20 protein-coding genes are annotated in these 20,957 nt (G+C 57.6%); 17 read left to right on the top strand and 3 right to left on the bottom strand.

All coding sequences use genetic code 11. The features are described 5' to 3' along the window. Nucleotides 1-72: 72 nt before the first annotated feature. The 3 genes from ACR0CE_RS10370 to murJ are packed head-to-tail and all read left to right on the top strand — an operon-like array spanning nucleotide 73 to nucleotide 5,562. The gene (locus ACR0CE_RS10370; protein WP_480483206.1) at nucleotides 73-1,245 is read left to right on the top strand and encodes a penicillin-binding protein activator; all 1,173 of its coding nucleotides are present in this window, start codon (nucleotides 73-75) and stop codon (nucleotides 1,243-1,245) included. Continuing rightward, the gene (locus ACR0CE_RS10375) at nucleotides 1,205-4,024 is read left to right on the top strand and encodes a [protein-PII] uridylyltransferase (RefSeq protein WP_267365490.1); all 2,820 of its coding nucleotides are present in this window, start codon (nucleotides 1,205-1,207) and stop codon (nucleotides 4,022-4,024) included. The genes ACR0CE_RS10370 and ACR0CE_RS10375 overlap by 41 nt, the downstream gene beginning before the upstream one ends. Continuing rightward, nucleotides 4,021-5,562, top strand: a complete 1,542-nt coding sequence (murJ, locus tag ACR0CE_RS10380; protein WP_480832266.1) for a murein biosynthesis integral membrane protein MurJ — start codon at nucleotides 4,021-4,023, stop codon at nucleotides 5,560-5,562. The genes ACR0CE_RS10375 and murJ overlap by 4 nt, the downstream gene beginning before the upstream one ends. On the opposite strand, the gene ACR0CE_RS10385 is transcribed toward murJ, so the two are convergent. Then, nucleotides 5,563-6,249 carry a rhomboid family intramembrane serine protease gene (locus ACR0CE_RS10385; protein ID WP_480585624.1) on the bottom strand — a complete coding sequence of 229 codons (687 nt, stop codon included), beginning with the start codon at nucleotides 6,247-6,249 and terminating at the stop codon, nucleotides 5,563-5,565. Between the two features lie 86 nt (nucleotides 6,250-6,335). Here ACR0CE_RS10385 and trpS point away from each other — a divergent pair, with 86 nt between their 5' ends. The 14 genes from trpS to ACR0CE_RS10455 all read left to right on the top strand — a co-directional run bounded on the left by trpS (nucleotide 6,336) and on the right by ACR0CE_RS10455 (nucleotide 18,688). After that, the gene (gene trpS / locus ACR0CE_RS10390) at nucleotides 6,336-7,364 is read left to right on the top strand and encodes a tryptophan--tRNA ligase (protein ID WP_480486677.1); all 1,029 of its coding nucleotides are present in this window, start codon (nucleotides 6,336-6,338) and stop codon (nucleotides 7,362-7,364) included. Between the two features lie 59 nt (nucleotides 7,365-7,423). After that, a complete protein-coding gene (locus ACR0CE_RS10395) occupies nucleotides 7,424-8,287 on the top strand; it encodes a branched-chain amino acid aminotransferase (RefSeq protein WP_480832268.1) in 864 nt (287 codons plus the stop codon). A gap of 77 nt (nucleotides 8,288-8,364) precedes the next feature. Further along, on the top strand, nucleotides 8,365-8,820 hold the full coding sequence (locus ACR0CE_RS10400) for a universal stress protein (RefSeq protein ID WP_267366250.1): 456 nt from the start codon (nucleotides 8,365-8,367) through the stop codon (nucleotides 8,818-8,820). A 9-nt stretch (nucleotides 8,821-8,829) separates the two neighbouring features. Continuing rightward, complete coding sequence (locus ACR0CE_RS10405) at nucleotides 8,830-9,423, top strand: DsbA family protein (protein WP_480486674.1); 594 nt, start codon at nucleotides 8,830-8,832, stop codon at nucleotides 9,421-9,423. Between the two features lie 69 nt (nucleotides 9,424-9,492). Then, nucleotides 9,493-10,056: a NifU family protein gene (locus ACR0CE_RS10410; RefSeq protein ID WP_267366253.1), complete on the top strand. Its 564-nt coding sequence runs from the start codon at nucleotides 9,493-9,495 to the stop codon at nucleotides 10,054-10,056. Then, nucleotides 10,046-10,636 (top strand): tRNA (adenosine(37)-N6)-threonylcarbamoyltransferase complex dimerization subunit type 1 TsaB, encoded by a 591-nt coding sequence (gene tsaB, locus ACR0CE_RS10415; protein WP_480483190.1) that lies wholly within the window; start codon nucleotides 10,046-10,048, stop codon nucleotides 10,634-10,636. The genes ACR0CE_RS10410 and tsaB overlap by 11 nt, the downstream gene beginning before the upstream one ends. Next, nucleotides 10,633-11,046 (top strand): GNAT family N-acetyltransferase, encoded by a 414-nt coding sequence (locus tag ACR0CE_RS10420; protein WP_480486670.1) that lies wholly within the window; start codon nucleotides 10,633-10,635, stop codon nucleotides 11,044-11,046. The genes tsaB and ACR0CE_RS10420 overlap by 4 nt, the downstream gene beginning before the upstream one ends. Nucleotides 11,047-11,204: 158 nt before the next feature. Next, on the top strand, nucleotides 11,205-12,203 hold the full coding sequence (locus ACR0CE_RS10425) for a BMP family lipoprotein (RefSeq protein ID WP_480832271.1): 999 nt from the start codon (nucleotides 11,205-11,207) through the stop codon (nucleotides 12,201-12,203). Nucleotides 12,204-12,298: 95 nt separating this feature from the next. Further along, on the top strand, nucleotides 12,299-13,828 hold the full coding sequence (locus tag ACR0CE_RS10430) for an ABC transporter ATP-binding protein (RefSeq protein WP_480558831.1): 1,530 nt from the start codon (nucleotides 12,299-12,301) through the stop codon (nucleotides 13,826-13,828). Nucleotide 13,829: 1 nt separating this feature from the next. Further along, nucleotides 13,830-14,924: an ABC transporter permease gene (locus tag ACR0CE_RS10435; RefSeq protein WP_480506750.1), complete on the top strand. Its 1,095-nt coding sequence runs from the start codon at nucleotides 13,830-13,832 to the stop codon at nucleotides 14,922-14,924. Then, nucleotides 14,924-15,892 (top strand): ABC transporter permease, encoded by a 969-nt coding sequence (locus ACR0CE_RS10440; protein ID WP_480475132.1) that lies wholly within the window; start codon nucleotides 14,924-14,926, stop codon nucleotides 15,890-15,892. The genes ACR0CE_RS10435 and ACR0CE_RS10440 overlap by 1 nt, the downstream gene beginning before the upstream one ends. Nucleotides 15,893-15,982: 90 nt before the next feature. Continuing rightward, nucleotides 15,983-16,906: a sulfite exporter TauE/SafE family protein gene (locus tag ACR0CE_RS10445; RefSeq protein WP_480832274.1), complete on the top strand. Its 924-nt coding sequence runs from the start codon at nucleotides 15,983-15,985 to the stop codon at nucleotides 16,904-16,906. Between the two features lie 91 nt (nucleotides 16,907-16,997). Next, nucleotides 16,998-17,918 (top strand): sulfite exporter TauE/SafE family protein, encoded by a 921-nt coding sequence (locus ACR0CE_RS10450; RefSeq protein ID WP_209506479.1) that lies wholly within the window; start codon nucleotides 16,998-17,000, stop codon nucleotides 17,916-17,918. 2 nt (nucleotides 17,919-17,920) lie between these two features. Beyond that, nucleotides 17,921-18,688, top strand: a complete 768-nt coding sequence (locus ACR0CE_RS10455) for a TIGR02186 family protein (protein WP_209506481.1) — start codon at nucleotides 17,921-17,923, stop codon at nucleotides 18,686-18,688. Between the two features lie 3 nt (nucleotides 18,689-18,691). Here the strand turns inward: ACR0CE_RS10455 and ACR0CE_RS10460 are convergent, their stop codons facing one another. Further along, complete coding sequence (locus ACR0CE_RS10460) at nucleotides 18,692-19,420, bottom strand: SDR family oxidoreductase (RefSeq protein WP_480585598.1); 729 nt, start codon at nucleotides 19,418-19,420, stop codon at nucleotides 18,692-18,694. Then, nucleotides 19,408-20,949, bottom strand: a complete 1,542-nt coding sequence (locus tag ACR0CE_RS10465; RefSeq protein ID WP_480832277.1) for an ATP-dependent DNA helicase — start codon at nucleotides 20,947-20,949, stop codon at nucleotides 19,408-19,410. Before ACR0CE_RS10465 ends, ACR0CE_RS10460 begins: the two co-directional genes overlap by 13 nt. Nucleotides 20,950-20,957: the final 8 nt, after the last annotated feature.

Below are 20,957 nucleotides of genomic sequence, written 5' to 3' on the forward strand. Positions count from 1 at the left end.
CGTGACGTTTATTATCGCGGCTCAACAGAACAGAAGCATTCGCAGCCGCCGGATCAGGGAGTTTTCATTTAGATGTTTACCGTTTGCAAGCCCGTAAGCAAGCTGGCGAAAGTCGCCGCTGCCCTGACGACCGCAGCGTTTCTTGCTGCCTGTGAACCAGGTGGTCTTGGCGGAGGTCCCTCGATCAATACCGCAAAGCCGGTTCCTGTCGCCTTGCTGGTTCCCAGAGGATCTGCGCAATCTGGTGATGCAGCGCTGGCGCAAAGCCTTGAGAATGCTGCGCGGCTTGCAATGTCGGATTTGCCAAATGTCCAGATCGACTTACGCGTTTATGACACGGCCGGAAACCCGAACACGGCGACAGCCGTTGCACAACAGGCTGTTGCGGACGGGGCAAAAATCATCATTGGTCCAGTATATGCCCAAGCAGCGAATGCTGCGGGATTGGCGGTGCTGAGCAAGAACGTCAACGTTCTTTCGTTTTCAAACAACGCCAGCATTGCAGGCGGCAACGTCTTTGTATTGGGCCCGACCTTTGACAACACGGCCAACCGGCTGGTGAATTATGCGGGCAGTCAGGGCAAGGTCAACACCGTGGTCGTGCACAGCAACGACGCCGCAGGACAGTTGGGCCGGTCCGCAATCGCCAATGCCATAGCGAACAGTCGGGTCAACAATGCAGGGACCGTCGCATACGACCGGTCGCAACAGGGTGTCATTAATGCGGTTCCCACGATCAAGGCCACTGTCGATTCGACGGGCGCGGATTCGATCTTTCTGACGGCGACCACGGCGGGGGCATTGCCGCTGTTCTCGCAATTGCTGCCAGAGGCCGGTGTTTCTCCGGCAACCACGCAATTCATTGGCCTGACACGTTGGGATATCCCTCCGCAAACTCTGGAGCTTCCGGGGGTTCAGGGGGGGTGGTTTGCGTTGCCTGACCCGTCCAAGGCACAAGCCTACCGTCAGCGTTACAACGCAACCTACGGCGAAGCACCGCACCCGATCAGCGGCTTGGCCTATGACGGCATCGCCGCAATTGGTGCCTTGGTCAGCCAGGGCAAATCAGACGCCCTGACCGCTTCGGCCCTGACGCAGAACGCCGGTTTCCAGGGTGTTGGCGGCATCTTCCGCCTACGCCCGGACGGCACCAACGAACGCGGTCTGGCCGTTGCCACGATCCAGAACAAACAGGTGGTTGTGATTGACCCTGCCCCACAAAGCTTCTCTGGTGCCGGTTTCTGATCTGACGGGCGCGATCAACGTGCCCGAAAGCGCGTTGATCTGCCCCGCCGGAGACATCTTCGACAGCACTGCCGTCAATGATGCACTGGCTCAGGCCTTTGAGGTCTGCCCGGACAACACCAAAATGCGGTCCGAGACGGTGCGCATTCTGCGCGAGGCTCAAAAGTCTGGCCGCGCGGCCATTGCAGAGGCATTTGGCGAACGTCCTTTCGACGCGCGCGCACTCACGCGCTCATATACATACCTGACGGATCAACTGGTTGGGACGGCGATGCTGGTCTCAAGCACACGCCTGCATCCGCTTGCAACACCCACCCAAGGTGAAAAGATCGCCGTTCTGGCTGTTGGCGGTTACGGGCGTGGGGAAATGGCGCCGTTTTCAGATGTCGACCTGCTGTTCCTCACCCCCTACAAGATCACCGCATGGGCCGAGAGCGTCATCGAGTCGATGCTTTATATCCTGTGGGATTTGCGGCTTAAGGTCGGGCATTCGTCACGCACGATCAAAGATTGTCTGCGGTTGGGTGCCGAGGATTTCACGATCCGCACAGCGATGTTGGAGCAACGCTATCTGGCCGGTGACAAGGCACTGGCGGACGGGTTGGACCGAAGGCTGAAAGACGAACTGTTCAAGGGAACCGAACGCGAGTTCATCGAAGCCAAGTTGCACGAACGTGACGAACGCCACCACAAACAAGGCGAGCGTTACATGGTCGAACCCAACGTGAAGGAAGGCAAAGGCGGCCTGCGTGACCTGCAATCCCTCTACTGGATCGCGAAATATATCTATGGCGTTCAGGACGTGGCCGAACTGGTGCCTTTAGGCTTGTTCACCCCCGAAGAGTTCAAGACCTTCGTTCAGGCCGAAGAGTTCCTTTGGGCTGTACGCTCGCACCTGCATCTAGTCACCGGTCGCGCGACCGAGCAGCTTACCTTTGACATGCAGGTCGAGGTCGCCGCACGCATGGGGTACGAGGACCGCGCCGGGCGTCGCGCGGTCGAAGTGTTCATGCAGCGGTATTTCCGCGAAGCCACACGCGTAGGTGAGTTGACGCGCATCTTCCTGACCAAACTCGAAGCGCTGCACATGAAAGGTGCGCCCCTGCTGGAACGCATTTTCCGCAGGCGTCGACGGGTCAAGGCAGGGTACAAGGTGGTTCACGGTCGTCTGGATCTGGTGGAACCTGAGAAATTTCTCTCCGACAAAATGAACCTGCTGCGCCTGTTCGAAGAAGGTTTGCGGACAGGTATGCTGATCCATCCTGATGCCATGCGGCTGGTGAGCGCGAACCTGCATCTGATCGATGACGAAATGCGCGGCGACAAGGAAGCTCAGCGCATTTTCCTGGATCTGATGTTGAAACACGGCAACCCGGAACGCGCATTGCGACGGATGAACGAGTTGGGCGTGCTGTCCGCTTTCCTGCCCGAGTTCGAGCACATCGTGGCAATGATGCAGTTCAATATGTATCACAGCTATACGGTGGACGAGCATACAATCCAGTGCATCGTCAATCTTGCCCAGATCGAACGCGGAGAGCTGGTCGAATCTCTGCCTCTGGCCTCTTCGATTCTGAAAGGCGGGGTCAATCGCAAGGTGCTGTATGTCGCGCTTCTTTTGCACGACATTGCGAAAGGTCGCCCCGAAGACCACTCGATTCTCGGGGCGCAGATCGCGCGCAAGGTGGCGCCTCGGCTCGGCCTGAACAAATCGGATTCCGAAACCGTTGAATGGCTGGTGCGCTATCACTTGCTTATGTCCGATATGGCCCAAAAACGCGATATCTCCGACCCTCGGACAGTGCGCGATTTTGCCAAGGCCGTTCAGACAACCAAACGGCTGGATCTGCTGACGGTTCTGACGGTTTGCGACATTCGCGGCGTTGGCCCGACCACCTGGAACAACTGGAAGGCCACTCTGCTGCGCGCCCTGCATGCTGAAACAAAGCGTGCACTGGAAACCGGTATGGAAGATCTGAACCGGGCAAATCGGGGGGCCGAGGCCAAAACAGCGCTGCGCCGCGCTTTGGACAACTGGTCCAAGGCTGACCTCAAGGTCGAGACCGGGCGCCACTACGCCCCGTATTGGCAGGGCCTGAATCTTGCGACGCATATCGAGTTTGCCGAGATGCTGCACGCGCTGGAACAAAGCGGCGACCCCGGCGCGATGGAAATTCGCCTGCAACCTGATGAAGACCGTGATGCGACGCGGGCCTGTTTCGCTATGGGCGATCACCCCGGTATTTTTGCCCGCATCGCCGGGGCACTGGCCTTGGTCGGCGCGAATGTCGTCGATGCCCGCAGCTACACCACCAAAGACGGCTACGTAACGGACGCGTTCTGGATACAGGACGCCGAGGGGCACCCGTTCGAGGCATCGCGCCTTCCACGCCTGACGCAGATGATTCACAAGACCCTGCGCGGTGAAGTCGTCGCCAAGGAAGCGCTGAAGTCGCGTGACAAAATCAAAAAACGCGAACGCGCTTTCAACGTACCAACGCATATCACATTCGATAATGAGGGTTCTGAAATCTACACGATCATCGAGGTGGACACACGCGACCGCCCCGGCCTGCTGTTTGATCTGACCCGGACCCTGGCCGCGGCGAACGTGTATATCGCCAATGCCGTGATCGCGACCTATGGCGAACAGGTGGTCGATACGTTCTACGTCAAGGACATGTTTGGCTTGAAATATTACTCGGAAAGCAAGCAGCGCGGGCTTGAGGCCAAGTTGCGCACGGCAATCACCGAAGGCGCCGAGCGTGCGGCCTCATGAAGCAAATACGCTTGTTCTCGGGCCTGTTCACGGTCGGCTTCTGGACGCTCGCCAGCCGAATTCTGGGGTTTCTACGGGAAATACTGCTGACGGCCTATATCGGACCGGGCCCAGTGATGGATGCTTTTGTTGCAGCCTTTCGCCTGCCCAACATGTTCCGCCGCTTTTTCGCCGAGGGGGCATTTAACGCGGCCTTTGTGCCGATGTTTTCCAAACGACTGGAAGCAGACGAAGACCCTCAGGGTTTTGCGCAGGACGCGTTCAATCTTTTGGCCGTGGCTGTTCTTGCGCTGGTCGGGCTGGCCATGGTTTTCATGCCCGGTCTGGTGTGGCTGACCGCCGAAGGGTTTTATGGCGATGAACGGTTCGATCTGGCGGTGGACTATGGATATGTTGTATTTCCATATATCCTGTTCATGTCTCTGGCTGCCTTGTTTTCAGGTGTTCTGAATGCAACCGGGCGGTTCGCAGCGGCGGCAGCCGCACCTGTTCTGCTGAACATTTTCGCCTGCACCGCCCTGATCGCAGGTGCCATGTCCGGCGGCGAGGTGATCCGGTGGTTGATCTCAGTCATTCCGGTCGCCGGTGTCGCACAACTGGCGTTGGTCTGGGTTGCAACCGAACGCGCCGACATCCACATCCGCCCCAGCATGCCGCGCCTGACGCCCGAAATGCGACGGATGGTACGTATCGCGGTCCCGGCCGCGCTGGCGATGGGGGTCACACAGGTCAATCTGGTTGTCGGGCAATTGGTTGCATCGAAAACCGAAAATGCCGTCAGCTGGCTTTTTGCCGCAGACAGGCTCTACCAGTTGCCTTTGGGTGTTGTAGGCATTGCTGTCGGCATTGTCTTGTTGCCGGACCTGTCCCGCCGTTTGCGTGCGGAGGACAAAGAGGGCGCACGCAATGCCTTTTCCCGGGCCGGTGAGTTCACACTGCTGCTGACGTTGCCTTCGACTGTGGCCTTCGTTGTTATGCCATACCCTCTCGTATCGGTGCTGTTCGAACGTGGTCAGTTCGGCCCCGAGGATACGGCCGCCACGGCCCTTGCGGTTGCCATCTACGGGGTCGGGCTTCCGGCCTTCATGTTGCAAAAATTGCTGCAACCGCTGTTCTTTGCGCGCGAGGATACGCGTTCCCCGTTTCACTACGCAGTTGTTGCGATGATCGTGAACGCAGCTCTGGCGTTTGGTCTGTTTCCACTGGTGGGCTGGATCGCGCCGGCAATTGCCGCATCGACTGCGGGGTGGGCGATGGTGGTGCTACTGGCTTTCGGCGCACGACGTATGGGTGAAGAGGCGCGCTTTGATGTCCGGTTCAAAAAGCGCGCAGGCCGGATTGTCGCCGCTTCGCTTGGGATGGGTGCGGTATTGTACGCCGCGCTCCACCTGTTCGGGTGGGCGTTGGATGTTCCCGGCTGGCGCTATCTGGCACTGCTGGTCCTGATCATGGTCGCTGCCGTCTCATATTTCCTTCTAGGCCATATCTTCGGCGCTTTCAAACTGTCGGAGTTCAAACACGCCCTGCGCCGGTCCTGATCAATCCCGGCGAATGCGGCCGACGATCCGGGACCACGCGCCCGGTGCAACAAGAAAAGACAAGCCAAAACCGGTGGCAAACCCACCCAGATCAGCAACCCATTCCCAGTTGCCACCAAAGATCAGGCCGAAAAGAAATTGTATGCCCATAAGGACGGCAATCAATTGAAATGCCCGTGCTTGGTTTGCACCTACAAGTGACAGTTTGCGCCACAACAACCACGTAAATGCGCCAATCAGACCATACACCGGCGGGAACCCTCCGATCAGCGGATAGCGCGGGTCCAGTAACACGGCGTAGGCCAATGCGCCGCCAATGCCCGACACGACAAAAATCAGCAGCATTGGGAAACCGCCGAACACTTCGCCAACCATTTTGCCCATCGCCAGCACGAAAACACAGACGAAAATCGCCTGCGTGAAATTGGCGGATACAAAGGGGTAGGTCACGAAGCGGATGACATGTTCGAATGGCCAGCGCCCGTTCAGAACCATCCAGTCGAAAATATCCGCCGAGAACGCGTAATGCTGGATCGCATCCAGCCGCCAGCCCACCGCTGCTGGCCCTCCGACCAGCCCGCGTGATCCCAGCGTGAAGGCAATTTCTATCCCGATTATGAACAGAACCAACGCCACCACAGCAGGTGGCAGAGGGTTCACAGGCGGTGTGTAATGCTCACTGCTCATTGGGCAGGCCTTTCGCGGCTGTTGACGTCCCTTTGCCTCATGGGTAAGCGACGGGGGCTGATTTTTCCAGACAGGAGTTCCCTTTGATGACTGAGTCCCAATTCACGCCACGCGTGTTTTCCGGCATCCAGCCTTCGGGAAACCTGCACCTTGGGAACTACCTTGGTGCACTCAAGCGTTTTGTCGATATGCAGGGTCCCGAATTCGAAACCGTCTATTGCATGGTCGATTTGCACGCCATCACCGTATGGCAGGACCCGGATCGTCTGCGCGAAAAAACACGCGAGGTTTGCGCGGGCTTTATCGCGGCGGGTCTTGATCCAGAAAAATCAATCCTGTTCAACCAAAGCCAGGTGCCCGAGCACACTCAGCTGGCCTGGATTTTCAACTGTGTCGCCCGAATGGGCTGGATGCAACGGATGACGCAGTTCAAGGACAAGGCTGGCAAAAATGCGCAAAATGCCTCGCTTGGCCTGTTTGCATACCCTGCGCTGATGGCAGCCGATATTCTTGTCTACCACGCGACACATGTTCCTGTGGGCGAAGACCAGAAGCAGCACCTGGAATTGACCCGCGATATCGCGATCAAGTTCAACCACGACTACGGCGTCGACTTCTTTCCCGTGACTGAGCCCGTGATTGGAGGCCCTGCCCCGCGCGTGATGAACCTGCGGGACGGTTCGCGCAAAATGTCGTCCTCCGACCCCTCGGACATGAGCCGGATCAACCTGACCGATGATGCCGATGCGATCGCCAAGAAAATCCGCAAGGCCAAGACCGACCCTAACGCTTTGCCGTCGGATGTCGAAGGTCTGGAGGGCCGCCCCGAAGCGCGCAATCTGGTCAATATCTACGCAGCACTCAGCGAACAGAGCATAGCGCAGGTTCTGGCCGAAGTTGGGGGCAAGCAGTTCGGTGATTTCAAACCGATGTTGGCTGATCTGGCAGTCGCCAAGCTGGCCCCAATCTCGACTGAGATGTCGCGTCTTATGGGAGAACAGGCCGAGATTGACCGGATTCTGGCTCATGGGGCCGAGCGCGCGCGTCAGATCGCCGCTCCGATCCTGCAAAAGACCTATGAAATCGTCGGTATGGTCGGATCGGCATCACGCTGAATGCACTGGACCTTCGCCTGACGCCCTCCTAGGGTCTGCCTGAACCACAGGAGGGCGTCATGGCAACCGGCAAAAACATCCGGACCTATTTTCAGGGCCAATGGCATAACGGGGATACTCCCATCATGCGCGCAGCGGATCACGGGGCGTGGCTAGGGTCTTCGGTCTTTGACGGCGCCCGTTATTTCGACGGGTTGGCACCTGATCTGCACGCGCATTGCGCCCGGGTGAACCGGTCCGCCGAAGCCCTGATGCTGACACCGACCATGACAACCGAGCAGATGGTCGAATTGGTACATGAAGGGTTGCAAACCTACAGCCCTGACACGGCTGTCTATATCCGCCCGATGTATTGGGGCATTGACGGCGATAGCACGGCAATCGTTCCGCAGGAAAACAGCACAGGGTTTGCCATCTGTCTGGAAGAAATCCCAATGGCACCTGAAACGGCTTCGGCCACGCTGTCGACCACGCGATTCCGTCGCCCGGTACTGGAATCGGCTGTGGTCAATGCCAAGGCCGGGTGCCTTTACCCCAATAATGCGCGCATGTTGCAAGAGGTACGCTCCAAAGGATTCTCGAACGCTCTGGTCGCTGACGCGATGGGCAATGTGGCCGAAACGGCAACGGCCAACATCTTCATGGTCAAGGATGGCGAGGTCTTTACCCCGATCCCCAACGGCACATTTTTGGCAGGGATCACGCGGGCGCGACATATCAAGAATCTGCGCGAGGATGGTGTTACAGTTCATGAAACGGTCTTGGGTTTCGAGGATTTTCACCAGGCGGATGAGGTTTTCATGTCCGGCAATATGAGCAAGATCACACCGGTAACTGCGCTGGAGGACACACAGTTTCAGGTTGGTCCCATTGCCCGCCGTGCCCGCGCACTTTACTGGGACTGGGCTGCAAGCGAACGCTAGTACATCGACATGAACGTGTCCGAGTTGCCAGCACGCAAACGCTCGGGCATGATCCCTTAAAATTGAAGAGGACACCCATGCGTAAGTTCTTAGTTGTTCTGGATGACAGCCGTGAATGCCTGAACGCAATGCGGTTCGCCGCGATGCGTGCCGCGCATACAGGTGGCGGAGTGACGATCTTGTCGGTTATTCCGCCGGACGAGTTCAATCACTGGATCGGTGTTGCCGAAACCATGCGCGAAGAAGCCCGGGAACGTATCCATGCCCATTTCGAAGTCTTCGCCAAATGGATGCGCGACAAACAGAACGTAGAACCTGAACTGGCCATTCGCGAAGGTGATCCGGTGCCGCAGATCATCGAACACGTTCAGTCTGACCCTGAGATCGGCGTTCTTGTTCTTGGGGCGGGGACTGACAAGAAAGGCCCCGGTCCGCTGGTAACCCAGCTCACAAAAAACTCTGGCAGCCTACCGATCCCGATCACGATTGTTCCAGGTGACCTGAGCAAGGAAAAGTTGGAAGAAATCACCTGAGGATCGAACATGGCGAAGACGTTGCAGTTCTGGTTCGACTTCGCCTCGACCTATTCCTATCTCAGCGCGATGCGGATCGAACAGGCTGCGCAGGACAAAGGCGTCCCGGTCGACTGGCAGCCTTTTCTGTTGGGTCCGATTTTCGCGGATCAGGGATGGCGCACGTCACCGTTCAACCTGTATCCGGCCAAAGGGCGCTATATGTGGCGCGACATGGAACGTCTTTGCGGCGCACGAGGGCTGCCGTTGGTTCGGCCTGACCCGTTCCCGCAAAACTCCCTCACCGCAGCGCGCCTGGCTCTGGCCCTTGCGCATCGCGAAGAACGGGCTTCCTTCGCAAAGGCTGTCTTCAGTGCTGAATTCGGGGGCGGGAGGGACATCTCTGACGAAGACGTGCTTGAGGATTGCCTGAAGATGGCGGGTCTGCCTGCGGCAGTGATAAATCGCGCAAAAGATCCGAGCATCAAGGCTGCGCTGTTCGAGCAATCCGCGCGCGCAAAAGCACTTGACCTGTTCGGCGCACCGACTTTCGTGGCAGGAACAGAGCTGTTTTGGGGGGATGACCGGCTGGATGACGCGATTCGTTACGCGGTCACAATTTAGAATCGTTCCAAATATTGACTTCTCCGACCCCTGAGCGCATATCAGAAACACCTCAGACGGAGCTGCCTCATGTTCATCCAGACCGAATCCACCCCAAACCCGGCCACGTTGAAATTTCTGCCCGGCCAAACGGTTCTTGAGGCTGGAACCGCGGATTTCCCGACAGCCGAGGCTGGTGACAAGTCCCCATTGGCCAAACGAATCTTTGCCGTAAACGGCGTGACCGGTGTGTTCTTTGGAAACGACTTTGTCACGGTGACCAAATCCGACGATGTTCAATGGGATCACATCAAACCTGCAATTCTTGGCGCAGTGATGGAGCATTATCAATCCGGCCAGCCCGTCATGGGTGCCGACGCGGCAGCGGCCTCGGGTCATGCCGAACATACCGGAGAAGATGCAGAAATCGTCAACCAGATCAAAGACCTGCTGGACAGCCGCGTGCGCCCGGCCGTGGCACAGGATGGTGGCGACATCACCTTTCATGGTTTTGATCGCGGCATCGTCTACCTGCACATGCAAGGTGCCTGCGCGGGGTGCCCGTCATCAACCCTGACACTGAAGATGGGTATCGAAAACCTGCTGCGCCATTACATCCCCGAAGTGACTGAGGTTCGCCCAGTTGCCGTCTGACCCGACGATCCTGGCATTTGATACATCGGCCGCGCATTGCGCGGCCGCTTTGTTGCGTGGCGGTGTGATCGCAGTATCCCGTGTCGAAGGCATGTCGCGGGGTCAAGCCGAACGATTGATGCCCTTGCTGCAAGAAGTGCTGACCGAGGCCGGTTGCGTATGGGCCGATCTGGACGCTATCGGTGTTGGGATTGGGCCCGGCAATTTCACGGGTATACGCATCTCGGTCTCTGCCGCCCGGGGCCTTGCCTTGGGCCTTGGCGTCCCGGCGGTGGGCGTTTCTGGATTCGATGCTCTGATTGAACTGGCAGAAGAGGGACAGCTACCAGCCATCCCTGCGCCGCGCGAACAGGTGTATGTACAACTTCCCGGAACCGGCCCTTGCCTTTTGCCCAGGGACGAGGCCGAACAGCATGGGCCTTTGTATGTCTGCTCCGATCCCGCATTGCAGGTACAAGCCGTTGCCAGACATGCCGCAAGACGATGGCGCAAGGTCAGTGCACCTCCGGCCCCGCTATATGTCAGACCTGCGGACGCAGCCCCGTCCCGAGATGTGCCGCCTGTGTTACTGGACCAATGACGCCTTACGAGATGGCAGCGACACATGCAGCGGCATTCACCCAGTCACGCCCCTGGACTGCCGATGAATTCGCCAGCCTTTTGGAGAACCGGTTCACTGACTGCGTTGGGGATGCCCGTTGCTTTGCCCTGTTTCAGGTGATCGCGGGTGAGGCAGAGTTGCTGACGATTGCGACTCACCCCGCGTTTCAAAGACAAGGTCTCGGGTTTCAGACCATGCGCAACTGGCACGACCGGGCAGTCACTTTGCAGGCAAACCGCGCTTTTCTGGACGTGGCTGCCGACAATGTTGCAGCAATCGCGCTGTATGGGCAATGCGGGTATCGCCAGTGCGGTCGGCGCAAGGGGTATTATTCCAGAAAAACAGGCCCAAATATCGATGCTCTTGTGATGGAACGCCGACTGCCCTAACGGCAACCAAAGATTTTTTAGACCATTTGGTCAGAAATCAATTGACCATCACGGTTGCAAACGTCCTTAATTCCCGCCATCACAACACTTATGCTCGCTAAAAGTGGGTAAACGGGGCTAATCTTACCTCGTGCCAACAAAAAAAATGGGAGACTTAAATGACCCTGATGAAATCCTTGATGGGTGCTGCCGCTGCTGTCGCTCTGACCGCAGGTGCAACTTTCGCCGAACCGGCGCTGATCTTTGACCTGGGCGGCAAGTTCGACAAATCTTTCAACGAAGCCGCGTATAATGGCGCGCAGCGTTGGGCCGATGAGACCGGCGGCGAGTACCGCGAGATCGAGATCCAGTCGGAAGCACAGCGCGAACAGGCTCTGCGCCGTTTCGCAGAATCAGGTGCTAATCCGATCATCACCATGGGCTTTGGTATGGCCGATCCGTTGTCGGCCGTTGCAGGCGATTATCCTGAAACCAAATTCGTGGCTGTCGACGTGAACTGGCTGGACATCCCCAACATCCGCCAGATCGGCTTTGCCGAGCATGAAGGATCGTACCTGGTTGGCATGATGGCAGCGATGGCATCGAAATCGGGAACCGTTGGCTTTATCGGCGGTATGGACATTCCGCTGATCCGCCACTTTGGTTGCGGATACGCACAAGGCGCCAAAGCCGTGAACCCGGACATCAATGTTGTCGCCAACATGACCGGCACCACCCCTGCGGCATGGAACGACCCGGTAAAAGGTTCGGAACTTACAAAAGCACAGATCAGCCAGGGTGCTGACGTGATCTATGCCGCGGCTGGCGGTACAGGTGTTGGCGTTCTGCAAACGGCAGCCGACGAAGGCATCCTGTCGATCGGCGTGGACAGCAACCAGAACCACCTGCATCCGGGCAAGGTCCTGACGTCGATGCTGAAACGTGTGGACGTCGCGGTGTATGACGCGATGAAAGCAGGTGACGCCGTAGAAACCGGCGTGTTCACCATGGGACTGGCCGAAGAAGGTGTAGGCGTCGCCATGGACGATAACAACAAAGAGCTTGTTTCGATCCAAATGAACGATGCGGTGGAAGAAGCCCGCAAAGCCATCATCAACGGCGATATCACCGTTGTCAGCTATTACGAGAACGACAGCTGCCCCGCACTGCAGTTCTGATATCGCGCGGGGCGGAAGGAACCCTTCCGCCCCGCCATCCACTCTGCCATCCGTGCCACCTGCCGGATGGGCTTTTCGGCAGTTGAGGGTAAGACATGACCGTCCCCGCCATTGAGCTCAAAGGGATCTCCAAATCCTTTGGGCCGGTTCAGGCCAACAAAGACATCTCAATCAGCGTCGCCCCCGGTACGATCCATGGGATCATCGGTGAAAACGGTGCGGGCAAATCCACGCTGATGAGCATCCTCTACGGCTTTTACAAAGCCGACAAAGGTGAAATTTGGATCAACGGGACAAAGACCGAAATCCCTGACAGCCAGGCGGCTATCGCCTCGGGCATTGGGATGGTGTTTCAGCATTTCAAGCTGGTGGAGAATTTCACGGTTCTGGAAAACATCGTTCTGGGTGCTGAAGATGGCGGCCTTCTGGCTCCGTCTCTGGCCAAGGCGCGTAAAGAGCTGAAAGAACTGGAAGAAGAATACGAACTGTTCGTTGACCCCGACAAACGCATTGATGAGATCGGTGTGGGGATGCAGCAGCGTGTCGAAATTTTGAAGGCGTTGTATCGCAAGGCCGAGATTCTGATTCTGGATGAACCGACTGGTGTTCTGACCCCGGCAGAGGCTGACCAGCTGTTCCGTATCCTGGATCGTCTGCGGGCCGAAGGGAAAACGATCATCGTGATCACCCACAAGCTGCGCGAAATCATGGAAAACACCGATACCGTTTCGGTCATGCGCCGTGGGCAGATGACAGCTACGGTGAAAACTTTGGACACCAGCCCTGAAGAACTGGCCGAGCTGATGGTAGGCCGCAAGGTTTTGCTGCAAGTCGACAAGGTGCCTGCGACGCCGGGCAAACCCATCCTTGAGATCGAAAAGCTGAGCGTTTTCGATTCCGCCGGTGTTGAACGGGTCAAAGGTATCGACCTGACCGTGCGTGCCGGTGAGATCGTCGGTATTGCCGGTGTGGCGGGCAATGGGCAGTCGGAACTGCTGGAGGTTCTGGGCGGGATGCGTCCGGGACAAGGCTCGATCAAGCTGAACGGCGAACCGCTGGCCCTAAGCGGTGCCGGATCAGACGGTCAGGCGCGTCGTGCACAGCATATTGCGCATGTGCCGGAAGATCGGCAGCGTGAAGGCCTGATTATGGATTTCCACGCGTGGGAAAACGTGGCCTTTGGCTATCACCGGGACCCCGCTTATCAGCGGGGTCTGTTCATGGACAATGCCGCGCTGCGTGCTGATACCGAAGCCAAGATCGAGAAATTCGATGTCCGGCCACCGGATCCTTGGCTTGCAGCCAAGAGCTTTTCGGGTGGAAACCAGCAGAAAATCGTCGTTGCCCGCGAAATCGAGCGAAACCCTGACCTGCTGCTGGTCGGCCAGCCGACGCGCGGCGTTGACATCGGCGCGATCGAATTCATTCACAAGCAGATCGTAGCCCTGCGCGATCAAGGCAAGGCAATCCTGCTGGTTTCGGTTGAGTTGGAAGAGATATTCTCGCTGTCCGACCGGATCGCAGTGATGTTCGACGGGCATATCATGGGTGAACGGCTGCCCAATGAAACAGATGAAAAAGAACTTGGCCTGCTGATGGCCGGTGTTGCAGGAGAGGCCGCGTAGGATGGAAAAAATGCCTAAATGGGCCGATGTCGTTCTGATCCCGCTGATCAGTCTGATGCTGGCCGCTATCCTGTCGGCGCTGGTCATCCTCGCCATCGGAGAAAACCCCGTCGAAGCTGTTAAGCTGATGGTTTCGGGCGCGCTGGGGTCAACCTATGGGTGGGGCTACACGCTCTATTACGCGACAAATTTCATGTTTACCGGTCTTGCGGTCGCCGTCGCATTCCACGCCCGTTTGTTCAACATCGGTGGCGAAGGTCAGGCGATGCTGGGCGGTCTTGGTGTGGCCATGGTTTGCCTTTACGTCGACTGGCCGCATTGGAGCGTTGCATTGCTTGCAGCTTGCGCCGCATCAATGCTGTTTGGCGCGCTTTGGGCCGCTATCCCGGCCTATCTTCAGGCCAAGCGCGGCAGCCATATCGTGATCACCACGATCATGTTCAATTTTATTGCCGCTGCCTTTCTGAACTACATGCTGGTCAATGTCATGCGCCCGCAAGGGTCGCAGGACCCGGCAACCGCACGGTTCCCCGAATCCGTCCATCTGCCAACTTTCCAGTCAATGTTCTCGACCGCAGAAAACGTGGTGTTCCGGGGGGCTCCGGTAAACATTACATTCTTCATCGCGTTGCTGGCCTGTGTCGTCGTCTGGGCGCTGATCTGGCGGACCCGGCTGGGCTATGAAATCCGAGCTTATGGCCACTCTGAAACCGGCGCGGTCTATGCCGGTATCTCACCGGTTCGCATTACTATTGTTGCGATGCTGATCTCGGGTGCGCTGGCAGGTCTGATGGCCATCAATAACGTCATGGGCGAGGCGGAGCGCCTTGTCCTGAACTCGACCGAAGGCGCTGGGTTCATCGGGATTGCCGTGGCCCTTATGGGGCGCTCACATCCTTTCGGCGTATTGCTGGCCGCGCTTTTGTTCGGGTTCCTGTATCAGGGCGGGGCCGAGCTGGCACTGTGGGCATCGATCCCGCGCGAGCTGATCGTGGTCATTCAGGCGCTGGTGATCCTGTTCACCGGTGCGCTGGACAACATGGTACGGATGCCGCTTGAGAAACTGTTCCTTGGTATGCGGAAGAGGGCAGAGTAATGGACTTCTTTGTAACCCTCATCCAGGTTCTGGATTCGACCATCCGCCTATCCACGCCTCTTTTGCTGGCCTGTTTGGCCGGTCTGTATTCGGAACGGGCTGGCATTTTCGACATCGGGCTGGAAGGCAAAATGCTGGTGGCCGCGTTCTTTTCTGCGGCTGTCGCGGCGGTTACGGGTTCAGTCTGGCTGGGCTTGCTGGCTGGCATCGGATCCTCATTGGCGCTGTCAGGGCTGCACGGGTTGGCATCGATAACCTTCCGGGGCAACCAGCTGATTTCGGGTGTTGCAATAAACTTTCTCGCCTCGGGCCTGACAGTGCTTGTCGCCCAAAGCTGGTTCCAACAGGGCGGTCGTACGCCCTCGCTCTTTGGTGGCGGCCGGTTCGAGCCTATCAACTTTCCATTTGCCGATGCGCTTGGAGGGGTTCCGATTGTCGGCCCTATCTATTCCGAACTGCTCTCGGGCCATTCGATCCTTGTTTATGTGGCATTCCTGATGGTTCCAGCAACGTGGTGGGTGCTTTTCCGCACACGGTTCGGCCTGCGCCTGCGGGCTGTGGGTGAAAACCCGGCAGCCGTCGACACGGCGGGTGTATCCGTGGTTGGCCTGCGCTTCGCAGCCGTCGCGATCTGTGGCGTACTTTGTGGTATCGCGGGCGCTTATCTGGCGACGGCTTTGCAGGCGGGGTTCGTCAAGGAAATGACCGCTGGTCGTGGCTTTATTGCGCTGGCCGCCTTGATCTTTGCCAAATGGCGCCCGTGGCACGCCATGTGGGCCTGTTTGCTGTTTGGCCTGCTTCAGGCGGTAGCACTTCGGTTCCAAAACATCGATCTTGGCGGCGTAGTGATTCCGGTCCAGGTGATGGACGCCCTGCCCTATATCCTGACAGTTGTTATTCTGGCCGGTTTTGTCGGCAAGGCCGTGCCACCACGGGCAGGCGGAGAGCCCTACATCAAAGAGCGCTGATAAGGCCAGTTCCGAATGGAGTTTCGGTCCTGTTCGCTGCAAGGCGGCATGCAGAGTTGATTTTGCATGCTGCAACCGTTCTAAGAGGGTATGCACGTATACCTTCCCATAGCCGAAGTTTCTGTCAGCCCATTCCTGCTGTTGGGGATCGGTGGGGTCGTCGGTGTTTTATCTGGTATGTTCGGGGTCGGCGGAGGATTTTTGATCACTCCGCTGCTGTTTTTTATCGGCATACCTCCGGCGATTGCCGTTGCGACATCAGCCAATCAGGTTGTCGCTTCTTCCATTTCGGGATTGCTGGCGCATCTTAGGCGCAAGACCGTGGACCTGAAAATGGGAAGCGTTCTGCTGACCGGAGGGTTGTTTGGCGCGGCCCTGGGTATGGTGGTTTTCAATTTTCTCAAGCATCTCGGACAGGTCGATCTGGCTGTACAGATTTGCTATGTCGTATTTCTGGGGGCTATCGGAACCCTGATGTTCATTGAAAGCCTTGCCGCCATCCGAAAAGCCAGAAAGTCCGGGTATCAACCTGCCCCCAAGCGACGCCAGCGTACATGGGTTCACGCACTGCCCTTCAAGATGCGGTTTCGGGCATCAAGCCTTTACATCTCGGTCATACCACCTGCACTGGTCGGGTTTGGTGTTGGCATCCTGTCGGCGATCATGGGTGTCGGCGGCGGGTTCATCATGGTACCCGCGATGATCTATGTTCTTGGCATTCCGACCAAAGTGGTTATCGGGACATCCCTGTTCCAGATCATTTTCGTCGCCGGTTTCACAACCATGATACATGCGTCGACAAATTTCAGCGTCGACATAGTCCTTGCCCTGTTCCTGTTGACCGGCGGAGTTCTGGGCGCGCAGTTGGGGACGCAGATCGGTGCGCGTCTGAAAGCAGAACAGCTGCGCATTCTACTCGCGCTTCTTGTCATGAGTGTTGCCGGAAAGATCGGGTTTGACCTTCTGTTGCCGCCAATGGAGATCTTTTCTCTGGCAGAACCGGGAGGGGTATGATGTTGATTGATCCGCGCCACGCGACAATTACCGCTCTTGAACTCGAGTGTGATAGAAGGCAAGCCAAGACCCAGCGCAAAGTGACGGTATCATGCATATTTACCTGCCCATAGCCGAAGTCTCGGTAAATGCATTTCTACTCCTTGGTCTGGGTGGAATGGTTGGAATTCTGTCGGGGATGTTCGGGGTCGGCGGCGGGTTCCTCATGACGCCGCTGCTGTTCTTCATTGGCATACCACCGGCTGTTGCGGTTGCGACCGAGGCCAATCAGATTGTTGCCTCGTCTTTTTCCGGGGTGCTGGCCCATTTTCGACGAAAGACCGTTGACCTCAAGATGGGTACGGTATTGTTAACAGGCGGTCTGATCGGGGCTGCGTTGGGTGTTGTTGTCTTTAACTACCTAAAAAGCCTGGGCCAGGTCGACCTTCTGGTAACCCTTTGTTACGTGGTCTTCCTTGGGATCATTGGCAGCCTGATGTTCATCGAAAGCCTGAGGGCGCTGCGTAAAGCCAAGAAAGGCGGGGCAGCGCCAGCTAAGCGCCGCCAACGTGGCTGGGTTCATTCAATGCCCTTCAAGATGCGCTTTCGCACGTCAGGCCTTTATATTTCGGTCATTCCACCGGCTGTGGTTGGTCTAAGCGTCGGGGTCTTGTCCGCGATCATGGGTGTCGGTGGCGGTTTCATCATGGTCCCGGCAATGATCTATCTGCTGGGAATGCCTACCAAAGTCGTTGTCGGTACATCGTTGTTTCAGATCATCTTTGTAACTGCATTTACAACAATGCTGCACGCGACCACCAACTACACTGTGGACATCGTCCTGGCGGTTTTACTGCTGGTCGGAGGCGTCGTTGGCGCCCAGATCGGAACCGTGATCGGTTCGCGCATGCCGGCTGAACAGCTGCGCGTTCTGTTGGCCGCGCTGGTTCTGGTCGTCTGCGGCAAGCTGGCCCTTGATCTGCTTCTTGAACCATCCGAGCTTTATTCGCTTGGCAACAGCGGGGGGCATTAAGAATGCTGCGCTATGTCTTTGCCGCTTTGTGCCTGTTCAGCCTGCCCGCCGCAGCCGATGAAGAGCAGGTCGTCCTGGGCCTTAGCCAGGATCGTGTTGCGATCACTGCCGACTTTGACGGGTCCGAGATCCTCATTTTCGGGGCCATCAAACGGGAAACACCCATTCCCCCAGGCCCACCGGTCGCAGTTATCGTCGCGGTCGCTGGCCCGTCCGAGCCCGTCACGGTTCGCCGCAAGGAACGAAAGTTGGGGATTTGGGTAAACACCGATAGCGTGCTGGTCGACCTGGCACCAAGTTTCTACGCAGTTGCCACCAGCGAACCGTTGGATCAAATACTGACCGATACCGAAGACCTGCGTCACCGCATTTCGATTGAACGCGCGATCCGGTCTGTAGGAGCGGCGATGCACATCCGTGGTGCTCAGGATTTTGCAGATGCCGTAATCCGGATCCGTGAATCCGAACAGTTGTATTCCATCCGCGAGAACACAGTGGCCGTGGACGAACAAACCTTGTTCCGGACGTCAATCGACATGCCCGCGGACCTGACCGAAGGGGATTATTCCGCCCGGATCTTCCTGACCCGCGGAGGAGAGGTTGTATCGCAATACGAAACCACAATCGATGTTCGCAAAGTCGGGTTAGAGCGGTTTCTGTACAATATGTCCCGTCAGCAACCCGTTTGGTACGGGCTGATGTCATTGGTTATCGCAATTGCAGCAGGTTGGGGCGCGTCGACAGCGTTCCGTCTGTTGCGGGAAAACTGACACTCACCCCCTGCCGATATAGGGCATGGTCGTGGCCATGACCGTCATGAACTGCACATTCGCTTCGGGCGGCAAGGTGGCCATATGCAGAACAGACCGCGCGGCATCCTCGACCGCCATGGTCGGGTCCGGCGTCTGGCCTGCCGCCTGCGCCGCATCCACCAGATCCTGAACCATCTGCGTACGTGCGTTGCCGATATCGATCTGACCACATGCAATTCCAAAGGATCGCCCATCCAGTGAAAGGCTGCGCGTCAGCCCCGTAATGGCATGTTTGGTCGCCGAATAATGTACAGAATTCGGGCGCGGAACATGCGCAGCAATCGAGCCGTTATTGATGATCCGCCCGCCCTGCGGGCTTTGATGACGCATGATCCCAAAGGCCTCACGCGCGCATAGAAACATACCGTTCAGGTTGACGTTGACGGTTTGATACCAATCGTCCAACGCGATTTCGTCGATTGTGCCGCCGCGGGCAAAAATACCAGCGTTGTTAAACAGAACATCAAGTCGCCCTGTCCGATCCATGAAGGCGTGGAACGCCTGTTTGACGGCGTCCGGGTCGGTCACATCTGCGGGTAATGCTATGGCCGCCGGGTATTCCTGCGCGAGGGCATTCAGCTTGTCCGCGCTGCGCGCCAGCAGCCCGACCGTCCAGCCCTGCACCAGAAAAAGCTCGGCGGTGGCCCGACCTATGCCAGAGCTTGCACCAGTTACGATTATGGAACCCATGTCTCTTCTGTCTCCAGTGTGAGTGAAACTGCGGGGACCGCGCGCAAATCATCAATCTGCAACGGGTGGGTGGGTTTCGACAGCCGGTTACGGACCACCCAGATCAAACGCTCTTGTGCGCGGGTGATCGCAACATAAGCCAAACGCTTCCACAAAGGTTGCCCGGCCTCGGAACGGCCCATACGGGCCGCGGCGTAAATGTCAGGGGCAAACACCTGAACCGTGTCCCACTGTGATCCTTGTGCCTTATGTATAGTCACCGCAGCCCCGTGCAAAAACGTCGCCCCCATGCGGGCAGCAAAAGGAATGAAGGGCTCTTCCTCATCCGGTTTTTCGATCTGGACAATCGACGCAGCGCTGACCTGAGGATCTTCGGCCCCCATCACATGCAAGCGAGAAAACCCCGGTTTGCGACCGGGACCAAGATAGACAACCTGAGCCCCCTTGATCAGGCCGCGCGCCTCAAGATCCAACCGCTTCTTGCGGTGCTTCAACGGCAACTCGATCCCGTCGCAGATCAGCGGCTCGCCTTCCAAAAGCTCAGTATCCGGTGCGCCATGAACTTGCCTGAACGCCTGTATCAAACGAATGCGCGTGGCGTTGCGCCAGACCAGAACCGGGCTGCGCGCCATCAGATCAACTTCGACCCGCTGCCCCCAAACGACCCTGTCATCCCGCCGGGCAGTGTCTTCGACCAGACGCTCAAATTCTTCAAATCCCATCAACGGATCGGCAAGAGCGTGCGCCAGATCCAGGATCGGGTTATCTGCATCCTGCCGATGCACACGCTGAAGCGTCAGCTTTCGCGGTTCGGGCAAGGCTTCAAACACCATGCTACCGGACTGATTGACCGGAGCCAGCTGTGCGGGATCACCGAACAGTAGAAGGGTCGGGAATATCTCTTTCAGGTCCTCGAACTGACGATCATCCAGCATCGACGCCTCATCGACAAACCCGATATCCAGCGGTTCCTCACGTCGTTTCCAACCAGTGATGAAATCTGAACCGCGCAATCCGGCTGCGGCCAGCGCTCCGGGGATCGATTTGTTGTTACGATAAAACGCAGCAGCACGGTCCAAAGCTTCGTCTGTCAGACCTTCGATCTCGGGGCGCTCATCATTTCCGGCCAGCCACTCGGCGATACGCTCGTATTCTGGGTCATAGACCGGCGTATAAAGGATGCGGTGAATAGTAGTTGCCGGAACACCGCGAAGGCGCAGAACACTTGCGGCTTTGTTTGTGGGGGCCAGAATGGCAAGGCTGCGCTTGTCTCTGGATTTCCGGCTTTCGTAATCGCCAGACACGACCTGAACGCCGGTCTCCGCCAGCGCTTTGTAAAGTTCGGCCAGTAGCAACGTTTTGCCGGACCCGGCCTTGCCGATGACAGCCATCACGCCAGACTTCCCTGCCCCCGGCAGTTTGAGAAGGGCATCGTCCTCCAGGTCGACACCGGCTGAGCGCAGCATCTCGGCGATGCTGTCATACGCGGCGGCCTGATCATCTGAGAAGGTCACGTTGGGCAAAGACATGGCGCGAC

The sequence above is a fragment of the Ruegeria sp. L11 genome (assembly GCF_056531755.1).